Origin of the sequence: Brevibacillus sp. NPDC003359 (genome assembly GCF_042878995.1) — a bacterium.
Classification (GTDB): Bacteria; Bacillota; Bacilli; order Brevibacillales; family Brevibacillaceae; genus Brevibacillus.
On record NZ_JBIAOR010000013.1, the window covers coordinates 104,981 to 127,955 of the forward strand.

General features: G+C 48.6%; 22 protein-coding genes. 15 read left to right on the forward strand and 7 right to left on the reverse strand.

Annotated features, from left to right (window positions below):
* Window positions 1-4: 4 nt before the first annotated feature.
* The 4 genes from ACFYU8_RS24430 (at window position 5) to pdxR (ending at window position 4,319) form a co-directional block, all read left to right on the forward strand.
* Window positions 5-1,288 (forward strand): branched-chain amino acid ABC transporter permease, encoded by a 1,284-nt coding sequence (locus tag ACFYU8_RS24430; RefSeq protein ID WP_390304574.1) that lies wholly within the window; start codon window positions 5-7, stop codon window positions 1,286-1,288.
* 21 nt (window positions 1,289-1,309) lie between these two features.
* The gene (locus tag ACFYU8_RS24435; protein WP_390304572.1) at window positions 1,310-2,086 is read left to right on the forward strand and encodes an ABC transporter ATP-binding protein; all 777 of its coding nucleotides are present in this window, start codon (window positions 1,310-1,312) and stop codon (window positions 2,084-2,086) included.
* A gap of 14 nt (window positions 2,087-2,100) precedes the next feature.
* The gene (locus ACFYU8_RS24440) at window positions 2,101-2,808 is read left to right on the forward strand and encodes an ABC transporter ATP-binding protein (protein WP_106841049.1); all 708 of its coding nucleotides are present in this window, start codon (window positions 2,101-2,103) and stop codon (window positions 2,806-2,808) included.
* 71 nt (window positions 2,809-2,879) lie between these two features.
* Window positions 2,880-4,319 (forward strand): MocR-like pyridoxine biosynthesis transcription factor PdxR, encoded by a 1,440-nt coding sequence (pdxR, locus tag ACFYU8_RS24445; RefSeq protein ID WP_390304570.1) that lies wholly within the window; start codon window positions 2,880-2,882, stop codon window positions 4,317-4,319.
* Window positions 4,320-4,448: 129 nt separating this feature from the next.
* Here the strand turns inward: pdxR and ACFYU8_RS24450 are convergent, their stop codons facing one another.
* Window positions 4,449-4,628: a hypothetical protein gene (locus ACFYU8_RS24450; protein ID WP_390304568.1), complete on the reverse strand. Its 180-nt coding sequence runs from the start codon at window positions 4,626-4,628 to the stop codon at window positions 4,449-4,451.
* Between the two features lie 418 nt (window positions 4,629-5,046).
* Here ACFYU8_RS24450 and ACFYU8_RS24455 point away from each other — a divergent pair, with 418 nt between their 5' ends.
* Entirely contained in the window at window positions 5,047-5,250 is a 204-nt protein-coding gene (locus ACFYU8_RS24455; RefSeq protein ID WP_390304566.1) for a hypothetical protein, read from the forward strand.
* A 37-nt stretch (window positions 5,251-5,287) separates the two neighbouring features.
* Here ACFYU8_RS24455 and ACFYU8_RS24460 read toward each other — a convergent pair whose 3' ends face one another.
* Window positions 5,288-6,049, reverse strand: a complete 762-nt coding sequence (locus ACFYU8_RS24460; RefSeq protein ID WP_390304564.1) for an IclR family transcriptional regulator — start codon at window positions 6,047-6,049, stop codon at window positions 5,288-5,290.
* A 228-nt stretch (window positions 6,050-6,277) separates the two neighbouring features.
* On the opposite strand from ACFYU8_RS24460, the gene ACFYU8_RS24465 reads away from it, so the two are divergent.
* The 6 genes from ACFYU8_RS24465 to ACFYU8_RS24490 all read left to right on the forward strand — a co-directional run bounded on the left by ACFYU8_RS24465 (window position 6,278) and on the right by ACFYU8_RS24490 (window position 13,344).
* Window positions 6,278-7,396 carry an ABC transporter substrate-binding protein gene (locus ACFYU8_RS24465; RefSeq protein WP_390304562.1) on the forward strand — a complete coding sequence of 373 codons (1,119 nt, stop codon included), beginning with the start codon at window positions 6,278-6,280 and terminating at the stop codon, window positions 7,394-7,396.
* An 8-nt stretch (window positions 7,397-7,404) separates the two neighbouring features.
* Complete coding sequence (locus ACFYU8_RS24470; protein WP_390304560.1) at window positions 7,405-8,499, forward strand: ABC transporter ATP-binding protein; 1,095 nt, start codon at window positions 7,405-7,407, stop codon at window positions 8,497-8,499.
* A gap of 3 nt (window positions 8,500-8,502) precedes the next feature.
* A complete protein-coding gene (locus ACFYU8_RS24475; RefSeq protein ID WP_106841056.1) occupies window positions 8,503-9,345 on the forward strand; it encodes an ABC transporter permease in 843 nt (280 codons plus the stop codon).
* On the forward strand, window positions 9,342-10,142 hold the full coding sequence (locus ACFYU8_RS24480; protein WP_390304558.1) for an ABC transporter permease: 801 nt from the start codon (window positions 9,342-9,344) through the stop codon (window positions 10,140-10,142). Before ACFYU8_RS24475 ends, ACFYU8_RS24480 begins: the two co-directional genes overlap by 4 nt.
* Before the next feature lie 12 nt (window positions 10,143-10,154).
* On the forward strand, window positions 10,155-11,291 hold the full coding sequence (locus ACFYU8_RS24485; RefSeq protein WP_390304556.1) for a M20 family metallopeptidase: 1,137 nt from the start codon (window positions 10,155-10,157) through the stop codon (window positions 11,289-11,291).
* Window positions 11,292-12,369: 1,078 nt separating this feature from the next.
* On the forward strand, window positions 12,370-13,344 hold the full coding sequence (locus tag ACFYU8_RS24490; protein ID WP_390304554.1) for an aldo/keto reductase: 975 nt from the start codon (window positions 12,370-12,372) through the stop codon (window positions 13,342-13,344).
* A gap of 224 nt (window positions 13,345-13,568) precedes the next feature.
* Here the strand turns inward: ACFYU8_RS24490 and ACFYU8_RS24495 are convergent, their stop codons facing one another.
* Window positions 13,569-15,068: an IMP dehydrogenase gene (locus ACFYU8_RS24495; protein WP_390304552.1), complete on the reverse strand. Its 1,500-nt coding sequence runs from the start codon at window positions 15,066-15,068 to the stop codon at window positions 13,569-13,571.
* 130 nt (window positions 15,069-15,198) lie between these two features.
* Here ACFYU8_RS24495 and ACFYU8_RS24500 point away from each other — a divergent pair, with 130 nt between their 5' ends.
* Window positions 15,199-15,930, forward strand: coding sequence for a GNAT family N-acetyltransferase (locus tag ACFYU8_RS24500; RefSeq protein ID WP_390304550.1), 732 nt, complete (start codon window positions 15,199-15,201; stop codon window positions 15,928-15,930).
* A 212-nt stretch (window positions 15,931-16,142) separates the two neighbouring features.
* Here the strand turns inward: ACFYU8_RS24500 and ACFYU8_RS24505 are convergent, their stop codons facing one another.
* Both ACFYU8_RS24505 and ACFYU8_RS24510 read right to left on the reverse strand, forming a co-directional pair.
* Entirely contained in the window at window positions 16,143-17,552 is a 1,410-nt protein-coding gene (locus tag ACFYU8_RS24505; protein ID WP_390304548.1) for a HAMP domain-containing sensor histidine kinase, read from the reverse strand.
* Complete coding sequence (locus ACFYU8_RS24510; RefSeq protein ID WP_390304546.1) at window positions 17,549-18,250, reverse strand: response regulator transcription factor; 702 nt, start codon at window positions 18,248-18,250, stop codon at window positions 17,549-17,551. The genes ACFYU8_RS24505 and ACFYU8_RS24510 overlap by 4 nt, the downstream gene beginning before the upstream one ends.
* 180 nt (window positions 18,251-18,430) lie before the next feature.
* On the opposite strand from ACFYU8_RS24510, the gene ACFYU8_RS24515 reads away from it, so the two are divergent.
* The 3 genes from ACFYU8_RS24515 to pcrB all read left to right on the forward strand — a co-directional run bounded on the left by ACFYU8_RS24515 (window position 18,431) and on the right by pcrB (window position 20,609).
* Complete coding sequence (locus ACFYU8_RS24515) at window positions 18,431-19,486, forward strand: DUF3048 domain-containing protein (RefSeq protein ID WP_144617826.1); 1,056 nt, start codon at window positions 18,431-18,433, stop codon at window positions 19,484-19,486.
* Window positions 19,487-19,605: 119 nt separating this feature from the next.
* Window positions 19,606-19,896, forward strand: coding sequence for a YerC/YecD family TrpR-related protein (locus tag ACFYU8_RS24520; protein WP_007717484.1), 291 nt, complete (start codon window positions 19,606-19,608; stop codon window positions 19,894-19,896).
* A gap of 17 nt (window positions 19,897-19,913) precedes the next feature.
* Window positions 19,914-20,609 carry a heptaprenylglyceryl phosphate synthase gene (gene pcrB / locus ACFYU8_RS24525; protein ID WP_144617825.1) on the forward strand — a complete coding sequence of 232 codons (696 nt, stop codon included), beginning with the start codon at window positions 19,914-19,916 and terminating at the stop codon, window positions 20,607-20,609.
* A gap of 63 nt (window positions 20,610-20,672) precedes the next feature.
* Here pcrB and ACFYU8_RS24530 read toward each other — a convergent pair whose 3' ends face one another.
* Window positions 20,673-22,382: a DUF4179 domain-containing protein gene (locus tag ACFYU8_RS24530; RefSeq protein WP_390304543.1), complete on the reverse strand. Its 1,710-nt coding sequence runs from the start codon at window positions 22,380-22,382 to the stop codon at window positions 20,673-20,675.
* Window positions 22,379-22,936, reverse strand: a complete 558-nt coding sequence (locus tag ACFYU8_RS24535) for an RNA polymerase sigma factor (protein ID WP_390304541.1) — start codon at window positions 22,934-22,936, stop codon at window positions 22,379-22,381. Before ACFYU8_RS24535 ends, ACFYU8_RS24530 begins: the two co-directional genes overlap by 4 nt.
* Window positions 22,937-22,975: the final 39 nt, after the last annotated feature.

Consider the following 22,975-nt stretch of genomic DNA (forward strand, 5'->3'; position numbering starts at 1 on the left):
ATAAATGGCGAATCTCGCTTGGAAATCGTTTAAAGGCATTCCGCTCGTATTCACGTTGATCTGGATTGTAGCTTTTTCTGCCGCGTTGTACCTCATGGATAAATCGGTTATCGCGTTTCTTGGGGTTCTTTCTTCCATTGTGCTTGTCTATTACACCAATAGCTCCAAAACGATCAAAATGGTGATTGGTGCTGTGGTTCTCCTTCTGATCATTCCGTTGGTAGCGGGTGAAAACCGTTACTACATGGAGGTAGCTTCACAGGTAGGAATCTACGTAGCGATGGCTTTGGGCTTGAATATCGTAGTAGGCTTTGCGGGTCTGCTTGACTTGGGGTACGTCGCATTTTTTGCAGCCGGGGCGTATGCGTACGCGATTTTCTCGACCTCGCAAGCGAATGAGTTTATTGCAGGGAATCTGTTCCCGCTCTCCGGTGAGTGGTTTTGGCCGTTTCTCATTGTCGGCTTGATTGTGGCCGCTGTTTTCGGAATATTGCTAGGATTGCCAGTTCTCAGAGTAAAAGGGGATTACCTCGCGATCGTGACCTTGGGCTTCGGTGAAATCATTCGCATTGTCTTCAACAACCTGGACAAGCCCATCAACATCACCAACGGTCCGCAGGGAATCACACCGATTCCGTCTCCAGAGCTGTTTGGGATCAAAATGGGGACGCCGTTTTATTTTTACTTCATCGTCTTGTTTGTAATTGCCTTTATCGTTTTGGCGAATATACGCTTTGAGCATTCCCGTTTGGGACGTGCATGGATTGCAGTACGTGAGGATGAGCTGGCTGCCCAGTCGATGGGGATTTCCTTGTTGAATACCAAGCTAGCTGCGTTTGCATTGGGTGCTTCCTTCGCTGGTGTTGTCGGTGTTATCTTTGCGGCCAAGCAGACATTTATCGATCCTACTTCCTTTACGCTGATGGAATCGATCGGGATATTGGTCATGGTCATTCTGGGTGGTAGTGGCAGCATTCCAGGCGTTGTGCTTGGTGCCGCTTTTGTCACGATTTTGCAGGTACAGCTGTTAAAAGAATTCTCCAACTTCCTGCACGGTCTGCAAAATGCGGGAATCATCAGTTTGCCTAACCAGCTGGACCCATCCAAGTTCCAGCGACTTATTTTCGGAATTATGCTCATTCTCGTAGCCTTGTATCGCCCTAACGGATTGATTCCGGCCAAACGGAAGAAAAACGATCTCGATGCGATCAAAAATAGCGAGTTTGGCAAAGAAAAGCTGGGGATTCTCGGCAGACTGTCCCAATTGACTTCTGGGAAACAGTCATAGCGGACGAGGAGGGATATGAGCATGGCATTGTTAGAGGCAAAAAATTTAACGAAGCGCTTCGGCGGCTTGGTAGCCAATCAAGACGTTTCGATTGGCATCGAAAAAGGAAGCATCACGGCGGTCATCGGTCCGAATGGGGCCGGAAAAACGACTTTTTTCAATATGGTTACTGGATTTTACGAGCCAGACGAGGGAGAAATCCTGCTGAATGGCAAAAGCATCAAAAAGCTTCGTCCTGATCAGATTGCAAGTCGCGGCATCACGCGTACCTTTCAAAATATTCGTCTGTTCAAAGAAATGACGGCGTTGGAAAATGTCATGGTCGGTGTGCATAGCCGCTTATCTGCTGGAATCCTCGGGATTTTGTTCAACTCTAAGCGTGTACGCCAGGAGGAAGAGCGGACGCGCGTCGAGGCTTATCAGCTCATGGAGTATGTAGGAATCGCCCATATTGCCAATGAAGCGGCGGGGAGTCTTCCTTACGGGCTTCAACGCCGGTTGGAAATTGCCCGGGCGATGGCGACGAATCCGCAAATCATTTTGCTTGATGAACCGGCGGCAGGGATGAACCCTCGCGAGACGGTAGAAATGACGGATTTTATTCGTCGGCTGAAAAAAGAGCTCGATTTGACGATTATCTTGATCGAGCATGATATGAAGCTGGTCATGGGACTCAGCGAATACATTCACGTACTGGATTACGGCAAAAAAATTGCAGAAGGAACACCCGAACAAATCCGCAACAACCCTAACGTCATTGAGGCCTATCTCGGAAAAAGTGCGTCGGACGTGTCGTAGAAGGAGGAAAATCGATGGCATTGCTAGAGCTGACTAACGTTCATACGTATTACGGCGGCATCCACGCATTAAAAGGTTTGAGCATGACGGTAAACGAAGGCGAAGTCGTTACGCTGATCGGTTCCAACGGAGCAGGGAAATCGACGACGTTGAAAACGATTTGTGCGCAAACACGAGCCAAAGAAGGAAAAGTCATCTTTAATGGCAAAGACATTACACAAATGCGTACACATGATATTGCTTTAGCAGGAATCGCACACGTTCCGGAAGGCCGCCGCATTTTTCCCAAGCTGACCGTACGCGAGAATTTGGAGATGGGTGCCTTCAGTGTATCCGATAAAAAGGTGATCGAAGAAGGAATTGAGCGTGCCTTTGCTTACTTTCCGCGACTGAAGGAACGGGTTAGTCAAAAAGGTGGCACGATGTCCGGTGGCGAGCAGCAAATGCTGGCGATTGCGCGTGGCCTGATGATGAAGCCAAAAATTCTCATGCTCGATGAACCGTCGATGGGATTGGCGCCAATTCTGGTGGAGCAGATTTTTGAAATCGTTACGGAGCTGAACAAGGAAGGCATGACCATTCTCTTGGTCGAGCAAAATGCGAATCAGGCGCTGTCTGTCGCGCATCGCGGTTATGTGATTCAGACAGGTGAAATTATTCTAAAAGACGACGCCCAGACATTATTGATGAATCCGCAGGTAAGAGAAGCGTATTTGGCGTAATAGAAACGTGAGTACCGATGGGGATTTTTATCTCCGTCGGTTTTTCATTTGGTCAGCGAGGAGGTTGGAGCTTGCTAGATATTAGTCCCCGCTTTGTAGAAGGGAACGAGCCTCTCTATCTACAGCTTTATCGCTATTTTTGTACAGAAATCCAAGGGAGGCGCTTGATTTCCGGGACGCGTCTGCCTTCTGTTCGGGCATTGAGCGGATTTTTGCACGTGAGTAAAACGACTGTCGAGAGCGCCTATCACCAGCTCATGGCAGAAGGCTACATCGAGAGTCGGGAGCGCAGCGGATTTTATGTGGTCGATGTGGACTGGGATGGGCCAATGCCAAGTGGGAAAGGGCAGCAACCAGTTAAAACGGCTCACGTCCAAACGCCTCCACCTACGCCCTTACCAGTCCCGGTCCAGTATGATTTTCACCAAGCGCGCGTGGATGCCGAGCACTTTCCTTTTGACCGTTGGCGCAAGTACACCAATCAATGCATGCAGGAAGAAAACAAGCATGTGCTTTACTACGGTGACCGACAAGGCGAGCCGCAGCTGAGGGAGGAGCTCGCACGCTATCTCGGACGTGCTCGGGGTGTACAAGCTACGCCGGAACAAATTGTGATCGGTGCGGGGACACAGGTGATGATCAGCTTATTGGGATTCTTGTTCGGGACACGAGGGCAGGCTGTCGCGATGGAAGAGCCGGGCTATCACGGTGTACGTACCGTGTTTTCCCATTTGGGTTATGATGTGCGCCCGATCAAGCTGGCGGACGATGGAATTGATGTGGAAGCGCTCAGTGAGAGTGGAGCGCAGCTGGTTTATATCACTCCGTCGCATCAGGACCCCTCAGGAATCGTGATGCCTTATGCCAAACGGCTAAAGCTGCTGCACTGGGCGAATCAGACGGGTAGCTACATCATGGAGGATGACTACGATGGTGAGTTTCGCTATCATGGCAAGCCGATCCCTTCCCTCCAAGGGTTGGATACGCAGGGACGCGTCATTTATTTGGGGACGTTCTCCAAGGCTCTGCTGCCGTCGATTCGGATGAGCTATATGGTTTTGCCGCAAGAGTTATTGGCGGTGTATCAGGAGAAATTGGCGGATTTTGACCAGTCGGCATCGCGTATTCATCAGGAGACGCTGGCCTTGTTCATGAAAAATGGCGATTGGGAGCGGCATATTCGCAAGATGCGGACGCTTTACCGCAAAAAGCACGGAGCGCTGCTTCACTGCTTGCAGGAACTCTTTGGGGGGTACATCCGGATCAAAGGTCAGGATGCCGGGTTGTCCGTGACCGTAGAAGTGAAAAGTGAGAGCACTCCGCAACAGTTGGCGCAAATTGCGGCTGTATCAGGCATTCGTGTCTATCCAACCGCACACAAATGGATTCATCCGCAGGAAAATGGACTTCCTGCTTTTCAGTTTGGGTTCGGGGGGCAGACCATTGAGGAGATTGAGGGTGGAGTTCGTCTGTTGAAACGTGCATGGGAGCCTTATTTGAGCAAGACATAGAGAAGGGAGAACAGCCAGAGTGTCACAGGTGTTGTTTGTAGAAGGAATGAAGCCCTGGAATGCAAAGCGGATGGTTACGTAGATGAAAAAAATGCAGCGCGTTCTCCCTTAGGAGGCGGGCTGATTTTTTTATTGTGGTCCACTAATATCGTTACGTACTTCGTTTAGATAGTTCTCTGTGTACACCATCTGGGAGCTACTCAAGTTCTTGGGAGTCTTTTTCTTTTTTCTTTTGTTGGTCTGGTCATAAATTATACCAAATACGATCAAGCCACCAACAATGGTTAATAAGAATGCCCAAATTGGCATAAAAATCCCCCCCTAACATTGATGCTCACTTTATATAGTAAACTCATTTTTCTGCAAAATGTTTCTCCTTATTTTTCAAATTCCCCGTAAATTATTCTGAATTATGGAAGTTGTGGTGCAGCATATCGAAGGTGGGACGGTAGTACGTTTTGAACATTTTCTGAGGTATCCGCTCGAAAGAGTTTGGACAGCGCTAACTAAGCCGGACCAGCTAGCAGTATGGCTGGCTGCATTCGAGGGTGAGCGGGTGGCGGTGGGAGCATCGCACTGCGCTTTGCCAATATGGGAGATGTGATGAGGGGAAAAGTGATAGCGGCTGAGCTCTCCGCGCATATTTGCCTACACGTGGAACAGCGAGGATGCGAGTGAGTCCGCTGTACGTTGGGAGCTGTTGCCTTTAAAAGAAGGCTGTCTTTTTGTGCCCATCCATACGATTCGGGTTCCTGAGCGACTCTCTTACATGCTGGCTTGTTGGCATGTTCATTTGGAGCTGTTGGAAGAAATGCTGAAGGGGAAGCACCCGAATGGTCGTGGAACCGCTGGGAATAGCTGCGGGAAAAGTACGCGGATAAGCTGGGTGAGTCAGCATAAAGAGAAACCTCCTGTCATCAGAGCAGTCTGATGAACAGGAGGTTTTTTCATGGCAGCTCAAGCTATTTTCAAGACATTCGATACCCTAGCTGAGCTGACATCGCACGTACCGTCTCGAGCGTTTCTTGTAAAATTTCTTCTTTTTTCGGCATCACACGGTCAGAGGGACCGATGACACTGACGGATGCAGTTACGTGTCCAGTCGAATCAAAAATCGGAGCAGCGATTCCGGTCACGCCTGTATTGCGTCGATTCGAGCTGATTTCATAGCCCCGCTCGCGGATCGCCACCAAGTCCTTTTTGATTTGCTCGACCGACATGTACGAATGAGGCGTGTAGCTTTTCAGCGGGTGTTCCTGCAAAATCTCATCTTGAAACTCCTCCGGCTGATAGGCGAGCAAAACCCTGGCGGCGGAAGTAGAGTAAAGAGGAAAACGCCGGAAGGATTCTACGGTAAAGCGAACAGGGTGAAGCGAATCCTCTTTGGCTACATATATCGCGTCCTTGGAATCTTGTACACATAAGACAGCCAATTCGTTTGTCCGTGAGACGAGCTGGTCTAGGAACGGTTTGGAAAAATCAACGATATCGTGATTCGTGAGCACTTTAGTACCCAGTTCCAGCAACGTGTAGCCAAGCGTATACTGCTTGGTTTTTTCATTTTGGCGGATAAAGCCTTCGGACTCCAGCGTGGACAAGAGCTTGTGAACGGCTCCTTTGGACAGCTGGAGTTTTTTGCTGAGCTCCGTTACCCCGAGTTCCTTTGGCGAATCGAGAAATATTTTTAACAGCCGACAGCCATTTCGAACAGAAGACAATACTTGGTCCATACAAACGTCTCCTTTAACGTACAGTAGCCCCTCTAAAAGAAGAGTCTCGATTGAAGTTATTTTACCATTAGAAAGAATGCTGACAAGCCTGTAATTGGGGCAATGATACTTCTAGTACGACTACCTTGAATAGTCAGTATCTTTATGCTAGTATAACATTATCGTTCTCAAATAGGAAACGTTGTTCTCTATTCGTGAACAAAATAGACAATCGGGGGTCGAATTTACATGAAGAAAAAGGCATTATCCGTCTTGTCCATTTTCGCTTTGACTGGTTCCTTGTTGGCTGGATGTGGCTCCTCCACGCCGCAAACATCTGCTCCTGCACCGGCTGCTGGCAACAATAGCGGCACCGAAGCACAAGCTCAGCTGGAAGACACATTGGTTGTAGCAGGAAACGGCGCGACCGTTGAAAAGATGATGAAGGATGAAGTGTTCAAGAAGTTTAACGAGAAATATCCGAATGTAAAGCTGACCTATGTTTCTGGTGTTTCCACGGAGATCGTAGCGAAGGTTAAGGCACAGAAAAATGCTCCGCAAATCGACCTGACGATCGTTGAGGGTGGCGAACAAGAGAAGGGACGTCAAGAAGGCTTGTGGGAAACCGTATCCGCAACAGATATCCCGAACATGAAAAACGTACCGGAAGATTTGCGTGTAACCGAGGATAGCGGTGTAGTCGTAAACTTCACGCCGATGGGGATTTCCTACAATGCGGATCTGGTAAAAGAAAAAGGCTTGCCTGTACCAAAGTCCTGGAATGACCTTGCCAAGCCTGAAGTGAAGGGCTACATCACGATGACAGACGTAGCGAGCAACTTCGGACGCTCAGCGATGATCATGCTGGCGTACGCAAATGGTGGGTCTGAGAAAAATATCGAACAAGGCTTCAAACAAATGGAAACGATTGCAGGATACATGCCGACCTTTGCGAAGAGTGCTGCACAGCTTCAGCAAAATCTGCAAAACAAGAGCGCAGCCTACACCACTTGGACGATGGCGCGCAGCTTGACACAAAAAGAAGCAGGCGTACCATTGGAGTTCGTTTTCCCTGAAGAGGGTGGAAATATCGTACCAAACGTAGCTACGCTGGTAAAAGGTTCGAAGAGTCCAAAAGCGGCTAAAGCATTCGTCGATTTCCTTTTGACAGATGAAATTCAAACGAAGTATGCAACGAAGCTGTACTACAATCCGGCAACATCTGTGAAGCTGCCAGATGATGTAGCGAAAACATTGGAATTCGATCGTACAAAAGTGGTGAACTTCGACTACAGCGTAGTGAGCAAGGAAACATCTGCTTGGCTGGATCGCTTTAACAAAGAAATTGCACCTAAAACAGGAAAGTAGGTATTCACGTGACCAAGGTGATTGACGTTGAACTGCGCGGCATCATGAAAAAATTTCAAAGCAATGTCGTGGTTCAAAACTTCAACCTGCAGGTGGAGCAAGGCGAATTCATCTCGTTTCTCGGCCCATCTGGTTGCGGTAAGACCACGACCTTGAATATGATTGCCGGTTTTTTGGACTCGGATGGCGGAGACCTCTTGATCAAGGGGCAGCGAATGAATGGCGTTCCTCCGTACAAACGGGAGCTGGGAATGGTGTTCCAGACATACTCGCTGTTCCCGCATATGACTGTGGCGGAAAACATCGCCTACGGCTTGAAATTACGCAAAGTGAACAAACAAGAAATGCAAGAGCGTGTGAATCGTGTACTGTCTCTGGTGAAGCTGCCAAACGTAGCAGACCGCTACCCGAAACAGCTCTCTGGCGGACAACGTCAGCGGATTGCGATAGCGCGGGCGCTTGTTATTGAGCCGTCGCTCCTGCTTTTGGATGAGCCGCTCAGTAACCTGGATGCAAAACTACGCGAAGAACTGCGCGATGAGTTAAAGCGCTTACATCACGAAATCGGCGTTACGACTATTTTCGTTACACATGACCAAGAAGAGGCGCTAGCGCTTTCTGATCGCATCGTGGTCATGAATCACGGATTCGTAGAGCAAATCGGTACGCCACTAGAGATATACAATCAGCCCGCTTCTGAATTCGTACATACCTTCATTGGTAAGACGAACCGTTTGGAAGGGGAAGTCATCGGAATGGACGGGGATGTACTCACACTGCGTACTACCGGTGGAATGCTTGTGAAGGCGGAAAAGCAACAGCGAACAGTGGCACTCCATGAAAAAGTGATCATTTTTATTCGACCAGAGAAAATCAAGCTGACCGATACAGCAGTCAGTGACGAAGCGAATCGGGTAAAAGGACATTTGCAGCTTGCTTCTTTCTTGGGCTCATACACAGAATGTGAGGTCAAGGCCGGGGAGCATACGCTTTCGGTGAAAGTTCAAATGACCGATAAATCGGTGGAACGCGAAGAGGGTCAAACGGTTTACTGTCAATGGAATGCGGACGACGTACTGGTCATGCCCGCAGGAAGGGGATGACGGATGAGCAAGCGTCTCTCGGTTACGTTGTTGACAGCACCTGCGATGATTTTGCTGCTTGGAGTATTCATCCTACCAATGCTGATGATGCTTATGCTCAGCTTTCAGGATGAGAATCAGGCGTTCTCTTTGCACAATTATTCATTATTTGTACAAGATCCGTACTACTTGGAGATTCTATGGCGGACGATTCGCGTGAGTCTCTGGACGGTATTGGCAAGCCTCTTGCTAGGATTCCCTGTAGCGATGTACATGGCGCAGGCTACAGGGAAAATGCGTGGAATCGTCACGATGCTGATCTTGGCCCCTCACCTCATCAGTGTTGTTATTCGCAACTTCGGTTGGGTAGTGGTTTTGGGGGAAAAAGGTTGGATCAATGAAACGTTGATCAGTCTAGGTCTGATCGATCAACCGTTGCGGCTTTTGTACAACGAGCTGGGTATTGTGATCGGTCTAACAGATTCCTTCATTGCCTACATGGTTCTGGCGATTGCAACCAGCTTGTATGCAATCGATCCGTCCCTGAATAAGGCGGCATCGATTTTGGGTGCTTCCCGCATGCGTACGTTTTTCAGTGTGACGCTACCTTTGTGCTTGCCTGGGATTATTGCCGGTACGACACTGGTGTTCAGCTTGTCGATGAGTGCCTTTGTGACACCTGCCTTGATGGGTGGTACTTCCGTGAAGGTCTTGCCTGTCATCGCTTATGAGCAAATCATGGCGACACTGAACTGGCCTTTGGGTGCGGCACTTGCCTTCCTGCTATTGGGAAGCACGATTCTATTGGTGACTTTGTATACGAAGCTGATTGAAACCAAGCGGTATAAAGAGGTGTTTGCGTCATGAAAAAAATAAATGTACTCGGACTCATCACGTTCTTTGTGCTTGTTTTGGTCAATCTGCCGTTTTTGGTCATTATCCCGAGCTCTTTTACGGCAGCTGGATATCTCGCGTTTCCGCCGGAAGGGTTTTCGTGGCAGTGGTATGAAATGATTTTGGATCGACCGGAGTTCATCGATTCGCTGTGGTTCAGCCTCAAGCTAGCTACAGTAACGGCGATTTTGGCGACTCTCTTGGGGACATTGGCTGCATTCGCGCTGTCCAAATACAAGTTTCGTGGGAGCGGCATCATCAACGCATTGATGCTTTCACCGCTCACCGTTCCTTCGCTCATTATCGGGATTTCCGCGCTGCTGTTTTTCACGCGAATTGGTATCGCGGGGACGTTTACGGGGCTTTTGCTGGCGCACATGCTGATCTCGATTCCGTATGTCGTAAGGCTGGTGCTCACAGGGCTTAGCTCGTTCGATTATACGTTGGAAAAAGCGGGATACATGCTGGGTGCCCATCCGTTTCGGGTGTTCTGGGATATTACGTTGCCACTGTTGCGTCCGGCCATCGCGTCGGGGATGATCTTTTCGTTCTTGACGTCGTTTGACAATGTGACGGTTTCCTTATTCTTGGTGGCACCGGATACGACGACGCTGCCACTCGCGATTTTCACCTATATGCAGGAAACACTTGACCCGTTGGTGGCTTCGATTTCCTCGGTGGTCATCCTGCTGAGCCTGGTGTTCATCGTCTTGTTGGAAAAAGTGTACGGACTAGATCGCCTGTTCGGACTCAATTCACAATCTCACTAAGGAAGAGGCACTATGTCAATCCACACGTATGTTCAAGAGAATATGACTCACTATCTACAGCTACTCGAAGAGGCAGTCAACATGGACTCGCCTTCTCGTGACAAACAGCTGGGCGACCGCATGGCGGGCTGGTTTGCTCTGCAATTTCAACGGCTGACAGGTGGAGTCGCAGAGCTGATCCCGAATGCGACGTATGGCGATCAGGTGCGTTGTACGCTGGGTGAAGGGGAAAAGCAAATCCTCATCATCGGTCACTACGATACCGTATGGCTAGAAGGAGAGGCGGCTCGCCGACCGTTTACCATTCGGGATGAGAAAGCGTACGGACCGGGCGTATACGATATGAAAGCGGGCGTTTTGCAAGCGATGTTTGCGATGCGTGCATTGGTGAAGCTGGATCGCCTGCCTACAGATAAAAAAATTGTGCTCCTGTTAAACAGTGACGAAGAGATTGGCAGCCCGACTTCTCGCAGACTGGTTGAAGAAGAAGCCGCGCGTTCGGTGGCGAGCTTTGTGTTGGAACCGCCAACCGAACCGAGCGGAGCACTCAAAACATGGCGGAAGGGAAGCGCCTACTTTACCTTGACAGTCAGCGGCATTTCCTCACACGCTGGTGTCGATCATCAAAAAGGTGTCTCTGCCATTGAAGAGCTGGCGAGACAGGTGCAATTTCTGCATGCCTTGACCGATTACGAGAAAGGAACGACGGTCAATGTGGGCGTCATCAAAGGCGGAATCGGCTCCAATGTCGTAGCCGATTCGGCTGAAGCAGAAGTTGATGTGAGGTTTATCTCGATGGAAGAGGCATTACGCATCGAGAAGGTAATGAGTGAACTCACGCCAGTACTCACGGGGACAAGCGTCAGCGTAAAGGGAGGCATTCGCCGACCGCCGATGGAGCGAACCGAAGAGACAGGCAAATTATTTTCCCTCGCACAATCTATTAGCATCAATGAACTAGGGATGGCTTTGGAAGAGTCGGGTACAGGTGGAGTAAGCGATGGAAACTTCGCTGCTGCTTGCGGAGTCCCGACACTGGATGGACTTGGTGTAAAGGGTGGCTACGCCCACTCGCCAGATGAATGGATCGAACTGGGAGAAATATCGACGCGCGCTACCTTGTTGGCGCGGTTGATAGAGGAAGTATAGAGAGAAAAGAGAAAAAGCACCTGTCCTGATGCGTGTGATGTTGCATCGGGGGGGGTGCTTTTTGTATAAAGTTTGGATATCAGACGTTATCGATCAATATGAGCTCTTTCATCTGTATAGCCCCTTCAGAGAGGGAGGAGAATGTATGTCAATATTGAAGGGATTAACACCCAGCAGTCGAATGCGGAACACAAGAGCTACGTGATGGTAGGAGCAAGGCAGAGGTGTCCAATGCCGATACATATATATTACGAATTTGGGACGGATATTTTGATGAAATAATGAGACAGATAGAGCCAGAAGAAGACGGCTGGACTGGTTTTGCCTATTACTACAATGTTGAGGAGCCTTGGTGAGAGCAACCTTGGGAAATTCCAGGCATAGCTGTGGTATTAGAGCAACTGAAAAAAATAAAAACAGCCTCTTTAAAAGAGACGGAAAAGGAACTACTTGAAGATCTTTGCAAGATGTTTTCAAGCGCTAAGACGAGCCTGTCTGGATTGCTGATGAATAGTTTCATATCGATCTGAAAATCGAGGTTGTATCAAACAACTAGAAAACCAAATCCTAAATATACTTCCAATGCTTACCCCCACTTGGAACGAAAAGTAGGAGTAAGCTTCTTTATGTATTGTGAGGTGGGTTAACTAAGTCACACACATCATTATTTCAAGAAAGAGTAAATGAAAGACTTTTATATGTGCTACAGAAGTCATTTCCCGAAATGAGGACCGCATATTTCATAGGGCACACACCTGAGCAAGGAGAAGACCTTTATACCATTCTTGTTAATACGGATACTATTGGCTGCAATTCAGTTAGATCGGTATAACCTTGATGCAAAACCTATTGTTGGAAGACTATCCTTGCAAGATTATTACAAAGGACTTAGTGAAATAAATCAATTAAAAATAGCTGTTGCTCTTGATTTAGCCCAGAGAGACTTAGAAAACCTTTAGGTACTTGAGTATTTCAAACTTAAATCATGCGCTAGGAAAGGGATTTTTTCGCACAAATCCCCTCTCCAATAGGAGATAATGGAAGAGCACTCCTATTTTGAAAAGAGGTCGATTACAATATGAAATACTACCGACTCGGTGGCAGTGGATTGAAGGTATCGGCATTGGGATTAGGCACGAACTCATTCGGAGGGCGTGCGGATGAGCAAACGTCTGTAAACATCATTCATACCGCGATCGAAAACGGGATTACCTTTATTGATACGGCGAATATTTACACGCAAACAGAATCGGAGCGAATCATCGGGCTGGCGCTTTCAGGGAAGCGGCACGAGGTCGTCTTGGCGACCAAGGCTGGTTTGGTAAAAGGTGAAGGACCGAATCAGAGAGGCTCATCGCGTTACCATCTGATGCTGGAGCTGGAGAACAGCTTGAAGCGTTTGCGCACCGATTATGTGGACTTATATCAAATTCATACTTTTGATCCAGAGACACCTTTGGAAGAAACACTCCGCGCACTTGACGACATGGTTCGATCCGGGAAGGTGCGTTATATCGGGGCTTCCAACTATGCGGCTTGGGAATTAATGAAGGCAATTGGCATTAGTCAGCGGGAAGGGCTGAATCGTTACGTATCGACGCAGGTTAGCTACTCGCTGGCGGATCGAACACCGGAGCGTGAACTCGTACCGCTTTGTCTTGACCAGGGGGTGGGGATCATTCCGTACTTCCCGCTTGCTGGTGGAATTTTAACAGGCAAATATACCTCCGCAGAACAGGCCCCGGCTGGTTCGCGGGCAGACAAAGAGCCGCGTTTTGTCCGGTTGCTGAGCGAAGACAAGCTGGAGTTTGGACGCAAAATCAGTCAGGTAGCGGCGGAGCTAGGAGTATCCTCCAGTGTGCTGTCCTTGGCTTGGCTTATGCACAAGCCAGCTGTCTCTTCGGTGATCGTGGGCGCGACGAGTGTAGAGCAGCTTACGGATAATTTGCAAAGTGCATCCGTGGAGCTGGATAACACAACTTTGGCAGAGCTGGACCGCCTAAGTGATGCATACAGAAACGGAGAGCCGTTTGCGGTATATCGGTTGCCATAGTCATCGTGTTTTATTGAGGGACCTCCCTGCGGGGCAATCCCGAAGCCGCCTTTAGGGTGGCTTTTTTGTGTTCTGCTGGACCTGAGTGCTCTGGGAGAAAGACGGACTTGGCTTGTACAAGACGAAAGGGATGTCTTTCCGCGATGTGACATTTCCTTATGAATGAAGAAACAGTCTGCTAGAACGCTGCAGACTGTTTCTTGCTTCCTCACGAATCAATTGTATTACTCGGCAGCCATGCTGCTTTCTTTCAAGATAACGTCATGTGCGCCGCCTTCTACCAGGCTAGTAGCGGAGATGACTGTGATTCGTGCTTTTTGCTGAAGCTCTGAGATGGAGAGCGACCCGCAATTGCACATGGTCGATTTGATTTTGCTCAAGGTACGGTCCATGTTCTCGCGCAAGCTTCCCGCGTATGGTACGTAGGAGTCTACGCCTTCTTCAAAGACAAGACCGCTTTTGCCGCCAGTGTCATAGCGTTGCCAGTTGCGGGCGCGATTGGAGCCCTCTCCCCAGTATTCTTTCACGAAGTTGTTGCCGATCTTCACTTTTTTGGTCGGGCTTTCGTCGAAGCGAGCGAAGTAACGTCCCAGCATGACAAAGTCTGCACCCATAGCCAAAGCAAGAGTCGCGTGGTAGTCATGTACGATTCCTCCGTCGGAGCAGAGTGGAACGTAAATCCCTGTTTCTTTGAAGTACTCATCGCGGGCAGCTGCCACTTCAATGAGGGAAGAGGCTTGACCGCGCCCGATTCCTTTTTGTTCGCGGGTAATGCAGATGGAGCCGCCGCCAATTCCTACTTTGACGAAATCAGCGCCTGATTCTACGAGGTAGCGGAAGCCTTCCTTGTCGACGACGTTACCTGCACCGATGGGAACATTGAAGTTTTCTTTTACATATTGAACCGTCTCGCGTTGCCATTCGCTGAAGCCGTCGGAGGAGTCGATGACGAGAATATCAACGCCTGCTTCCACCAACGCAGGGATACGCTCCTTGTAGTCCTTTGTATTGATACCTGCACCTACGATATAGCTCTTGTTCGCGTCCAAGAGGGACAGCGGATTGTTTTTACGGGAATCGTAGTCCTTGCGGAAAACGAGGAAGTCGAGATTTTGACTATCATCTACGATTGGCAAGCAGTTGAGCTTGTGCTCCCAGATCAGGTCGTTGGCTTCGGAGAGCGTAATGCCGGATTTGCCATAGATCAGCTTCGAGAATGGTGTCATGATGTCGCTGACGAGTTTGTCCTGAGAGTCGCGGCTGATACGATAATCGCGACCTGTTACGATTCCGAGCAGCTTGCCTTTTGCCGTACCATCTTCCGTAATGGCAACGGTGGAGTGGCCTGACGCCTCTTTCAACTCCAAAATATCTTTCAGCGTATGGCTTGGTGTCAGGTTGGAGCGGCTAACGACGAATCCAGCCTTGTAGCCTTTTGCTTTGCGAACCATGGTTGCCTGGCTCTCGATGGACTGGGAGCCAAAAATAAACGAAATACCGCCACATCTAGCCAATGCGACCGCCATATGATGGTCGGAAACTGCTTGCATGACTGCGGATGAGAACGGTATGTTTAGTGTAATGGCAGGCTTTTCACCTTTTTTATACTTGGTAATCGGAGTGGATAAGTCCACATTGTTTGGTGTGCATTCTTTTGTGGTGAGATTTGGCAACAGCAAAAACTCATTAAACGTCCGAGATGGTTCTGTGTAATAAAAAGCCACGATTCGCTCCTCCTAGTTGGTCTCGATTTTTGAACTGCCTCTTTATTAGAGAAATTTTTACCATGTTAACCGTGAAGCACGACAACGTCAATAGGGAATCGATAAACGCCAGCTTTTGGAGCAAATTTCGTTGGAAGATTCGTACATTTTATATGGAAATATGTACTTGCGAACGGACAGGAGCGTCGTCGTAACGGATAGCGTCCAAGGAGAATTAAGGGCCATCGGGTCTTACTTGAAGGGAATGCCGTTTCACGCGTTTTCTCTTCATGTGGTAGCGGGCGAGGGAAATTACGAGATGGAGCCGATGCTCTCGTATATGAAAGAAGTGCTAGATGGCAGCCTGCCAGATGGACAAAAGGGCGTGATTGCACTAGCAGAGCCTAGCCTGACGCGCGTACAGATTCCGAATATACGCGCTACACGTACCATGCATCTGATGAAACTAATAGATCCGGAGTGTCTTTTACCAGTGGGAGAATCAAGAATACTGGAATTATCCGAAGCACAGATCGTGGAGAAAATGGCGGCAGAGCTCGGCATGATTAGCTTCCGGGCTGAGGAAGTAGCAGAAATGCCACACATCGCGCTCTTTTCTGAAGGTGGGGAGCCAATGGCTGTAGCAGGCTTTCATGTCTATGATGAAGCCTACGTAGAAATCGGGAACATTGGCACATCTGTTCATCAGCGGCAAAAAGGGTTGGGCACGCAAATCAGCTCAGATATTTCGCGGATTGGCCTGGAAAAGTCTGCGAATGTCTATCTGGTTGTCTTTGCAGATAATCCCACGGCAATACACTTGTACGAGAAGCTCGGATTTGTCACGGTATCTTCCTACGCGTTTATTGAATTTCTCTTATAGAATAGAAAAAGAGAGGACAAATGTCCCCTCCCAGTGCGTGTTCAAAAAGTTGGCTTTTCAGTACCGAGAAGATGGCGAGAACCGAACGAAGGAGGAGCGGAGTGTAGTCAACTACATGAGCACCGGACTTCGGAGGTGAACGCCATATTCGATGTCGATTAAGCTTTCTGGACTACTTCGTGATCAAAAGACGACTTTTTGAACAACTCCTATCAGTTCAATCGGCCTTTAAACTCAACAGGTACAATCATCGTAAAGCAAGGTCCATCTGGATCATTGCGGGCATCGATCGTCCCTTTATGTGCTTCCAAGACGGCACGGGCAATAGCGAGTCCAAGCCCATGCTTGCCCGACTTTCCTTTGCGGAAACGCTGGAACAAATTCGGCAGCAGTGCATCCTCAATGGGTGGCCCATCATTGGAAATGGCGACGACAACGCTTTTTCCCGCGTGTCTTCCTGTGATGGTAAGTCGGCTTTTGGCGTAGCGTAGTTGATTTTCCATGATATTGACAAAAGCAGTGCTCAACTGCTCGCCGTCTCCCTCCACGATCAAGTCGGCTGACAGATTTAATTCCCACTCGATTTGCGGGTTGAGTACGGAGAGTCGCTGCTTCAACAGGTGCATCATCTCTGACAGGTCGACGCGGTCGACTTGCATCATTTGGGAGACAGACTCGATCTTTGTGATATACAAGAGCTGTCCCACGACCTTTTCGAGGCGCTTGCTCTCCTCCATGATGATGGAAAGCCCTTTTTCAGCCTGAGGCCCCTGAAAGACGCCTTCAATGAGTCCTTGTGTGTATCCTTGAATCGCCATGATCGGTGTTTTGAGTTCATGAGAAATATTTTGGACAAAGTGTTGCTGCGACTCGTCGTATTCCTTCAGTTGGTTTTTCATCATATCGAATGAGCGGGCGAGCTGTCCGATCTCATCTCCGCGATCCATCGTAAGCGGGATATCGAACTGACGACGAGCTATCTTTTTGCACAGATCTTCCAGTGTGCGCAGCGGTCTGCTCAAATACCCGCTAAACCACACAGCCAATAGCCAGCTTACGAGAAGCAGCAGACCAAACACGAACAAAAACTGACGTGTCAAAATCGAGTTGATCTGGTTGAGCTCCTTTTCCTTGGAGAAGAGCACCATGTAGTAGGGGAAGCCGTGGTAATCCATTTTCTTGCTGACAAACAAATAACTCTCGTCTCCACGGTCCAGCGAACCATGCTGGAGCTTGTTGCTTGGATACGAGGCGGCTTGTTGGAACAATTCCTTGGCATCCTCGTACGGAATGCGGCCATTGCTTCGGCTGCCCAGCTCTCGTCCGTTTTCAGCATAGACGATCATATCAAATGAGTACTCATAGCGTTGGAGCAAGAGCTGTAAAAAGTAAGGGGCCGCAGCCGGGACAGGCAGCAGCTCATTATGCTCGTTGAAGGAGATATGCTGAGATAATGTGTTAAACTCTTCTTCCAAGAGCGTGTAAGTGTTGGATACCAGATACTGTTTGACAGCCAATGGATACCCGATGCCAAGGCCAACCCCGAGGACGCTTGTCAGGATCATGAACAAAATGAGGATTTGCCTGGATATCGGCAGGTTTTTCAGCCGGAATTTGCTCATATACGCGTCATCCGGTAGCCGAAGCCATACACCGTCTCCAATGGAAACTTGGGCATTTTCTTGCGGATGCGCTTCACCAAGTCATCGACAGCCCTGTCTGAGCCGATGTAGTCTTCCCCCCAGATGGAGGTCAGAATCTGCTCGCGATTTAAGGCCAGGCCTTGATTGTGCAAAAGGTAGACGATGAGCTCGAATTCTTTTGTGGTTAAATCAATGAGTTCGTCGCCTTCTTTTACTTGTCTGCCTTTTTCTGAGATCATATAAGGATCAACCGTTACCCAATCTTGGAAGGTTTGGGTAGAGGAGGCAGTGGCACCGGGTTTTTCATAGGTGCGCTGTAGTAGCTTTTTCGCACGGATGACCAGTTCGCGAGGGAGAAATGGCTTCGCCAAGTAGTCGTCGCTGCCCAGTTCCAGTCCAATAATTTTATCGACATCTTGATCGCGAGCGGAAATAAAGATGATGGGTACATTCGACTTTTCGCGGATGAGACGCAAGAGCTCATATCCGTCGATGTCGGGCATCATGATGTCCAATATCCACAAATGTGGCTGTGTTTCATCATCAAGTAAAGGCAATACGTCTTTGCCACTAGAAAATGCTTTTACCTGCAATCCGGCACTTTGCAAATACGATTGCAGCAACTCCAACAGGTTCGCTTCATCGTCCACCAGATAGACGAGGTAGGGAGTATTCATAGATTTCGGCCTCGCTTTGCATCTGTTTTATACCGATATTGTAGCATAGCCAAAAACAAGATGTGTGGCACGGGCGTATGAGAATCGTGGAAAACGTGTGGAAGCAGGATTCCCCTGTATCCTTCTGGAAAAAGAAACAAGGAAAAAAAAGACAACGAGAGATGGAAAGGAGCGATTCATATGAAACGAACAGTCAAATCGTCTCTCATGGTACTAGCCTTCATGCTCTTAACGACGGCTTGCGCTCAAAAGCCGGTGGACACCCAACCAAGTCCGCAGATACCTGATCCGATTGTGCAAACGCCATCGGAAACGAATCAGCCCGTCGAGTATGCATATAAGGCACCGATGACAGGACTTGGCAGTCATGAAAACCTGGCAAGCAAACGCCCGATCATGGTAATGATCAACAACGCTCCGCCCGCCCGTCCACAAACAGGCGTCAACAAAGCGGACATGATTTATGAGGTATTGTCAGAAGGGGAAATGACCCGCTTTCTTGCGATATTCCAAAGCCAAAAGCCAGAAGTAATTGGACCTGTCCGCAGTATCCGCCCTTATTTTATCCAGATCGGGAACGGCTTTGATGCGGTCCTCGTTCACGCGGGAGGCAGTCCGGATGCGCTGGAAACCTTGGCGCGAAAAGACTACAGCCATCTGGATGAAATCCCGAACGGCAAATACTTTTGGAGAGAAAAGTTCCGGAAAATGCCACATAACCTGTACACCAAGCCAGAGCTCTTGGAAAAAGCGATGCAGGATAAAGGGATGCGACAAACGGCAGAGGTGCCTCACTTCACTTTCCTGAAGGAGGACGCCGAGATCAAGGAAGGCGAGCCTGCAACACAGGTAGATCTGACTTTCCACTCATTGAATAAAGCTGCTTTTACCTATGATGCCGAGCAAAAGAAATACATGCGCTTTACAGCAGGCAAGCCGCATTTGGACTTGAGCGACAAGAAACAGTTGTCCACGACCAATCTGTTGGTCATCTCCGCCAAACACCGCGTGCTGGATAAAGAAGGGCGTCTATCGGTCGATGTAATCGGGCCGGGGGACGGTTATTTATTCCAACAAGGAAAAGCACGCAAGGTTAAGTGGAAGCGCAGCAATGGTGTCATCCGTGCCTATGAGGACGCGGCTTTGACGCAAGAGGCACCGCTTTTGCCAGGAAATACATGGGTGGCGATATTGTCGACCTCACCGGGTCTGTCGAAGTCGCTCAAGTTCCAGTAAGGATTAGGGCTTGCGGATGAAGGCGGTTTCTTCTAAGATAATTGTTGAAGCTTTAGTGCTTAAAAATTGTACAGTGAGAAACCGTTTGAAAGACGGACTATATAACAGAGGTGACAGACATGCAATTGGAAAAATTAAAAGGAAAAGGGCTCGAACAGTTGTTTGAAGCTGTTCTTTCCCTGGAAACGATGGAAGAGTGCTATCAATTTTTTGACGATCTGTGCACGGTGAACGAAATGCAGTCGCTCGCACAACGCCTGGAAGTGGCGAGAATGCTCCGCAAAGGCTTTACTTACAATCAGATTGAAGCAGAGACTGGCGCAAGTACGGCGACCATTTCCCGCGTCAAACGCTGTTTGAACTATGGAAATGACGGATACCAGATGGCGCTTGAACGGATCGGAAAATAGCTAGGAGGCAGGCAACGTTGATTGACTATCGTGGCTGGCGCCATACATTTAAACTAGACCCGGATAAAGCAATCGATGACGAGGCCTTGGAGGCGATTTGCGAGTCCGGAACAGATGCGATCATTGTAGGCGGCACGTACGGTGTGACCTATGACAATACGCTCGAGTTGATGTCCCGATTGCGTCGTTACGCAGTACCGGCTGTCCTGGAGATTTCCTCACTGGATGCTGTTGTGCCGGGATTTGATTCGTACTTGATCCCGCTCGTACTGAACGCTGGCGATCCTGACTGGATTTTTGCTCCGCATGTATCGGGGCTTCAAGCGTTTGGCGCTTATATTCATTGGGATGAGATCATTACAGAAGGATATATCATTGCCAATCCAGACGCGGGCGTGGCACAGCTGACAAAAGCACGTCCGATTGCGGATGCCTCGCAGGCCAAAGCGTACGCACAGGTAGCGACGAACATTTGTCGTTTGCCGATTGTCTACATGGAGTACAGCGGTACATACGGCGATCCGGCAATCGTAAAGGCTACTAAAGCAGGCGCGGGCGAAGCCCACCTCTTTTATGGCGGCGGGATTCGTAACCCGGAGCAAGCGGCAGAAATGGCTGCGATTGCAGATACGGTTGTCGTAGGGAATGTCATTTATGACGATCTGGCTGCTGCATTGGCTACTGTGAAGGCTGTAAAAGGAACCGAAATCTAAAAAAACCACCTTTCCCATGAGCTGTTACAGTTTCATCAGGAAAGGTGGTTTTTCATTTTTGCGTTACTTCTTCAAAGGAATGGCTACGCTCCAATCCATGTCTTTTGCTCTGTTCACTTGTTCCTCGATCGTAAGAGTCAGCTCTTTCGGGATTGCGTCCATATTGTCGATGAGTTGACCTTTCATGATAAAATTACCTTTTTCATCTTTTGTTGTGGAGCCCATGAAATTGAAATCGTATTGTTCGCCCTGGTCGTCAGCACCCTCCCAGGAGTCTAAGAAGACCACACCCGGTGCCAAAGTTGCCTCAAGCTGTAATGTACTACGCAGCATTTTATGTTTGACAGATGTTATTGGATTTATTTTTGTTATCTCTTCTACTGCAAAGTTTGAAAAGGTGAGCGTATTTCCATTGTGCTTTATCGTTACAGGCTGGGTCTTCAGAGTCTCAATGGACAGCTTTTGCTTAAAATTCGAAGGAACCTGATCGTAAGTACCGCCCACTCTAAAGGTCAGATTATTATCAGCTGGCAAGGAATGAAAGGTGATGAAGTGAATATTTTTGTCCTCATTTGCACGGACGAAATACTCCCTGCTTACATTTTTGAAAAATGGATTCGGCTCCTCGCCAAATTCACTCGATAGATCCAGTTTGCTCCAGGCCGCCAGGACAGCTCCCTTGTCGTCCACAACTTCATAGGTTAAGGGCTGAGAACTACCACCTTCACCCGTATTCTCGATCACGAATTCAGTCTGGCCAGGTGTCACCATCACTTGCTTCAGATCAATCACTTCGCCATTAGGAGCGGTGTATTGCTCGTTGATCGGGATAATTCTCGTTTCTTTTTTTGCTTTGGAAATATCAACAGGAATGGTCACGCTCCAATTTCCGTCAACTTTGTCCAGCTTCTTGATGCTAAGCTCGATGTTCAGTTTGTCAGGAATCTTGCTGACATCTGTAAAATATCTGCTAATCGGTCGGCTGACCATCAAGTACTCATCTTTTTCGCCGTTGCTTTCCATCTTGTTATATTTAAGATGGTACTTATCATTTGTCTCAAGAACGTTTCCATCTTCATCTGTGATTTTGATTTCATAGGTTTCGTTCAGTTCATCTTGACCACCCAGTGGAAAATTCCGGAACAACTTTTCAAGCTGCTTGCCATTCTTATCCTTGAAGCCGAAAATAATCCGGACATCCCTCGTGTCTGCCATGACTTCTCTTACTTCCAGCGTCATTCCGTTGTCGATGGCTTTCAAATCTAGCTTCTTGTTATAACCTTCTTCCAGTCCGCGCTGGATGAGGGCGTCCTCGGACGCTTCTTCTGCAAACAAGCTGCTCTCTGTCTGCTGCGGCTGTGATTTTATGGTAGCGGCATACAAGTCATTTACATAAGTCGCAAAAGATGGTGAAGTCAGTGTTCCAAAATAGACGACTGCTGCCATTCCTGCTACGGCGATAGTTGCTTTTTTCACGATATCCAGGCTCCTTTTCTTCCAATCGATTTTCTTCTGTAATTGATGTCTCTCTGATCGTTTCAGAACGTGTATGGGGTAAGGAGGCAGATTCACCATAATGTCATGAATGACAGCATCGGTTGGCTCGTCTGTCGCTAGCGATTCTTCCGGATCTTCCAGCTCGTCCAGCTCCTGCTTCAACTTCAACTGACAATGACGGCATTCTTCCAAATGGGATGCTATGGCCTCGGCTTCCTCTGGTTCAAGCAGGTCGTATAGATACAAAGCAATTTGTCCTTTATCTAAACATTTCATAGATGAAAGTCCCCCCCTTGCCCTGCATGCCCGATCGCTTCCCTTAGCTTGTCCTTTCCACGAGACAGGCGCGTCCGCACAGTGCTCGACGGAATCGACAGTCTATGGCTGATTTCTTCACAGCTCAATGATTCGAAGTAGCGCATTTCGAGGACGATCCGATACTTTTCTTCGATGGACATCATCCTTTGACGCAGCAAGCGCTGACCTTCCTTATTCAGAAAGGCAACCTCCGGTGTGTGGCTATCCACTGGCTCTATCTTTTCATTCGAGCTGAGCGCAGGCTTCCGTTTGCGTTTACGCAGCTCGTCCAGACAATGGTTGGCAGCAATCCGGTACAACCATGCAGAAAAATCGTAGTTTGTCTTATATTCTGGTAAATGGTAGTACGTCTTAATGAAAATTTCCTGCACGATATCTTGTGCATCCGGTGTATGTCCCAGCATCTTACGAAGAATGGAACTTACTTTTCCGTGGTATCTGGATATGATCTCGGAGTAGGAGTCTTTGTTTCCTTGCAAGACCCGCCCGATGATCACTCGATCTTCCTCCATTTGTGCTCCCCCTAGGCAAAAAAGGCTCGCTGCGCAGCT

Excerpts from the sequence above, each read along its gene's own strand:
- ACFYU8_RS24530 (WP_390304543.1), bottom strand. The coding sequence starts at position 22,382 with ATGAAATGTTTAGATAAAGGACAAATTGCTTTGTATCTATACGACCTG.
- ACFYU8_RS24505 (WP_390304548.1), bottom strand. The coding sequence starts at position 17,552 with ATGAGCAAATTCCGGCTGAAAAACCTGCCGATATCCAGGCAAATCCTC.
- ACFYU8_RS24480 (WP_390304558.1), top strand. The coding sequence starts at position 9,342 with ATGAAAAAAATAAATGTACTCGGACTCATCACGTTCTTTGTGCTTGTT.
- ACFYU8_RS24515 (WP_144617826.1), top strand. The coding sequence starts at position 18,431 with ATGAAACGAACAGTCAAATCGTCTCTCATGGTACTAGCCTTCATGCTC.
- ACFYU8_RS24510 (WP_390304546.1), bottom strand. The coding sequence starts at position 18,250 with ATGAATACTCCCTACCTCGTCTATCTGGTGGACGATGAAGCGAACCTG.
- ACFYU8_RS24475 (WP_106841056.1), top strand. The coding sequence starts at position 8,503 with ATGAGCAAGCGTCTCTCGGTTACGTTGTTGACAGCACCTGCGATGATT.
- ACFYU8_RS24460 (WP_390304564.1), bottom strand. The coding sequence starts at position 6,049 with ATGGACCAAGTATTGTCTTCTGTTCGAAATGGCTGTCGGCTGTTAAAA.
- ACFYU8_RS24430 (WP_390304574.1), top strand. The coding sequence starts at position 5 with ATGGCGAATCTCGCTTGGAAATCGTTTAAAGGCATTCCGCTCGTATTC.
- ACFYU8_RS24465 (WP_390304562.1), top strand. The coding sequence starts at position 6,278 with ATGAAGAAAAAGGCATTATCCGTCTTGTCCATTTTCGCTTTGACTGGT.
- ACFYU8_RS24440 (WP_106841049.1), top strand. The coding sequence starts at position 2,101 with ATGGCATTGCTAGAGCTGACTAACGTTCATACGTATTACGGCGGCATC.
- ACFYU8_RS24435 (WP_390304572.1), top strand. The coding sequence starts at position 1,310 with ATGGCATTGTTAGAGGCAAAAAATTTAACGAAGCGCTTCGGCGGCTTG.
- ACFYU8_RS24520 (WP_007717484.1), top strand. The coding sequence starts at position 19,606 with ATGCAATTGGAAAAATTAAAAGGAAAAGGGCTCGAACAGTTGTTTGAA.
- ACFYU8_RS24490 (WP_390304554.1), top strand. The coding sequence starts at position 12,370 with ATGAAATACTACCGACTCGGTGGCAGTGGATTGAAGGTATCGGCATTG.
- ACFYU8_RS24450 (WP_390304568.1), bottom strand. The coding sequence starts at position 4,628 with ATGCCAATTTGGGCATTCTTATTAACCATTGTTGGTGGCTTGATCGTA.
- ACFYU8_RS24535 (WP_390304541.1), bottom strand. The coding sequence starts at position 22,936 with ATGGAGGAAGATCGAGTGATCATCGGGCGGGTCTTGCAAGGAAACAAA.
- ACFYU8_RS24485 (WP_390304556.1), top strand. The coding sequence starts at position 10,155 with ATGTCAATCCACACGTATGTTCAAGAGAATATGACTCACTATCTACAG.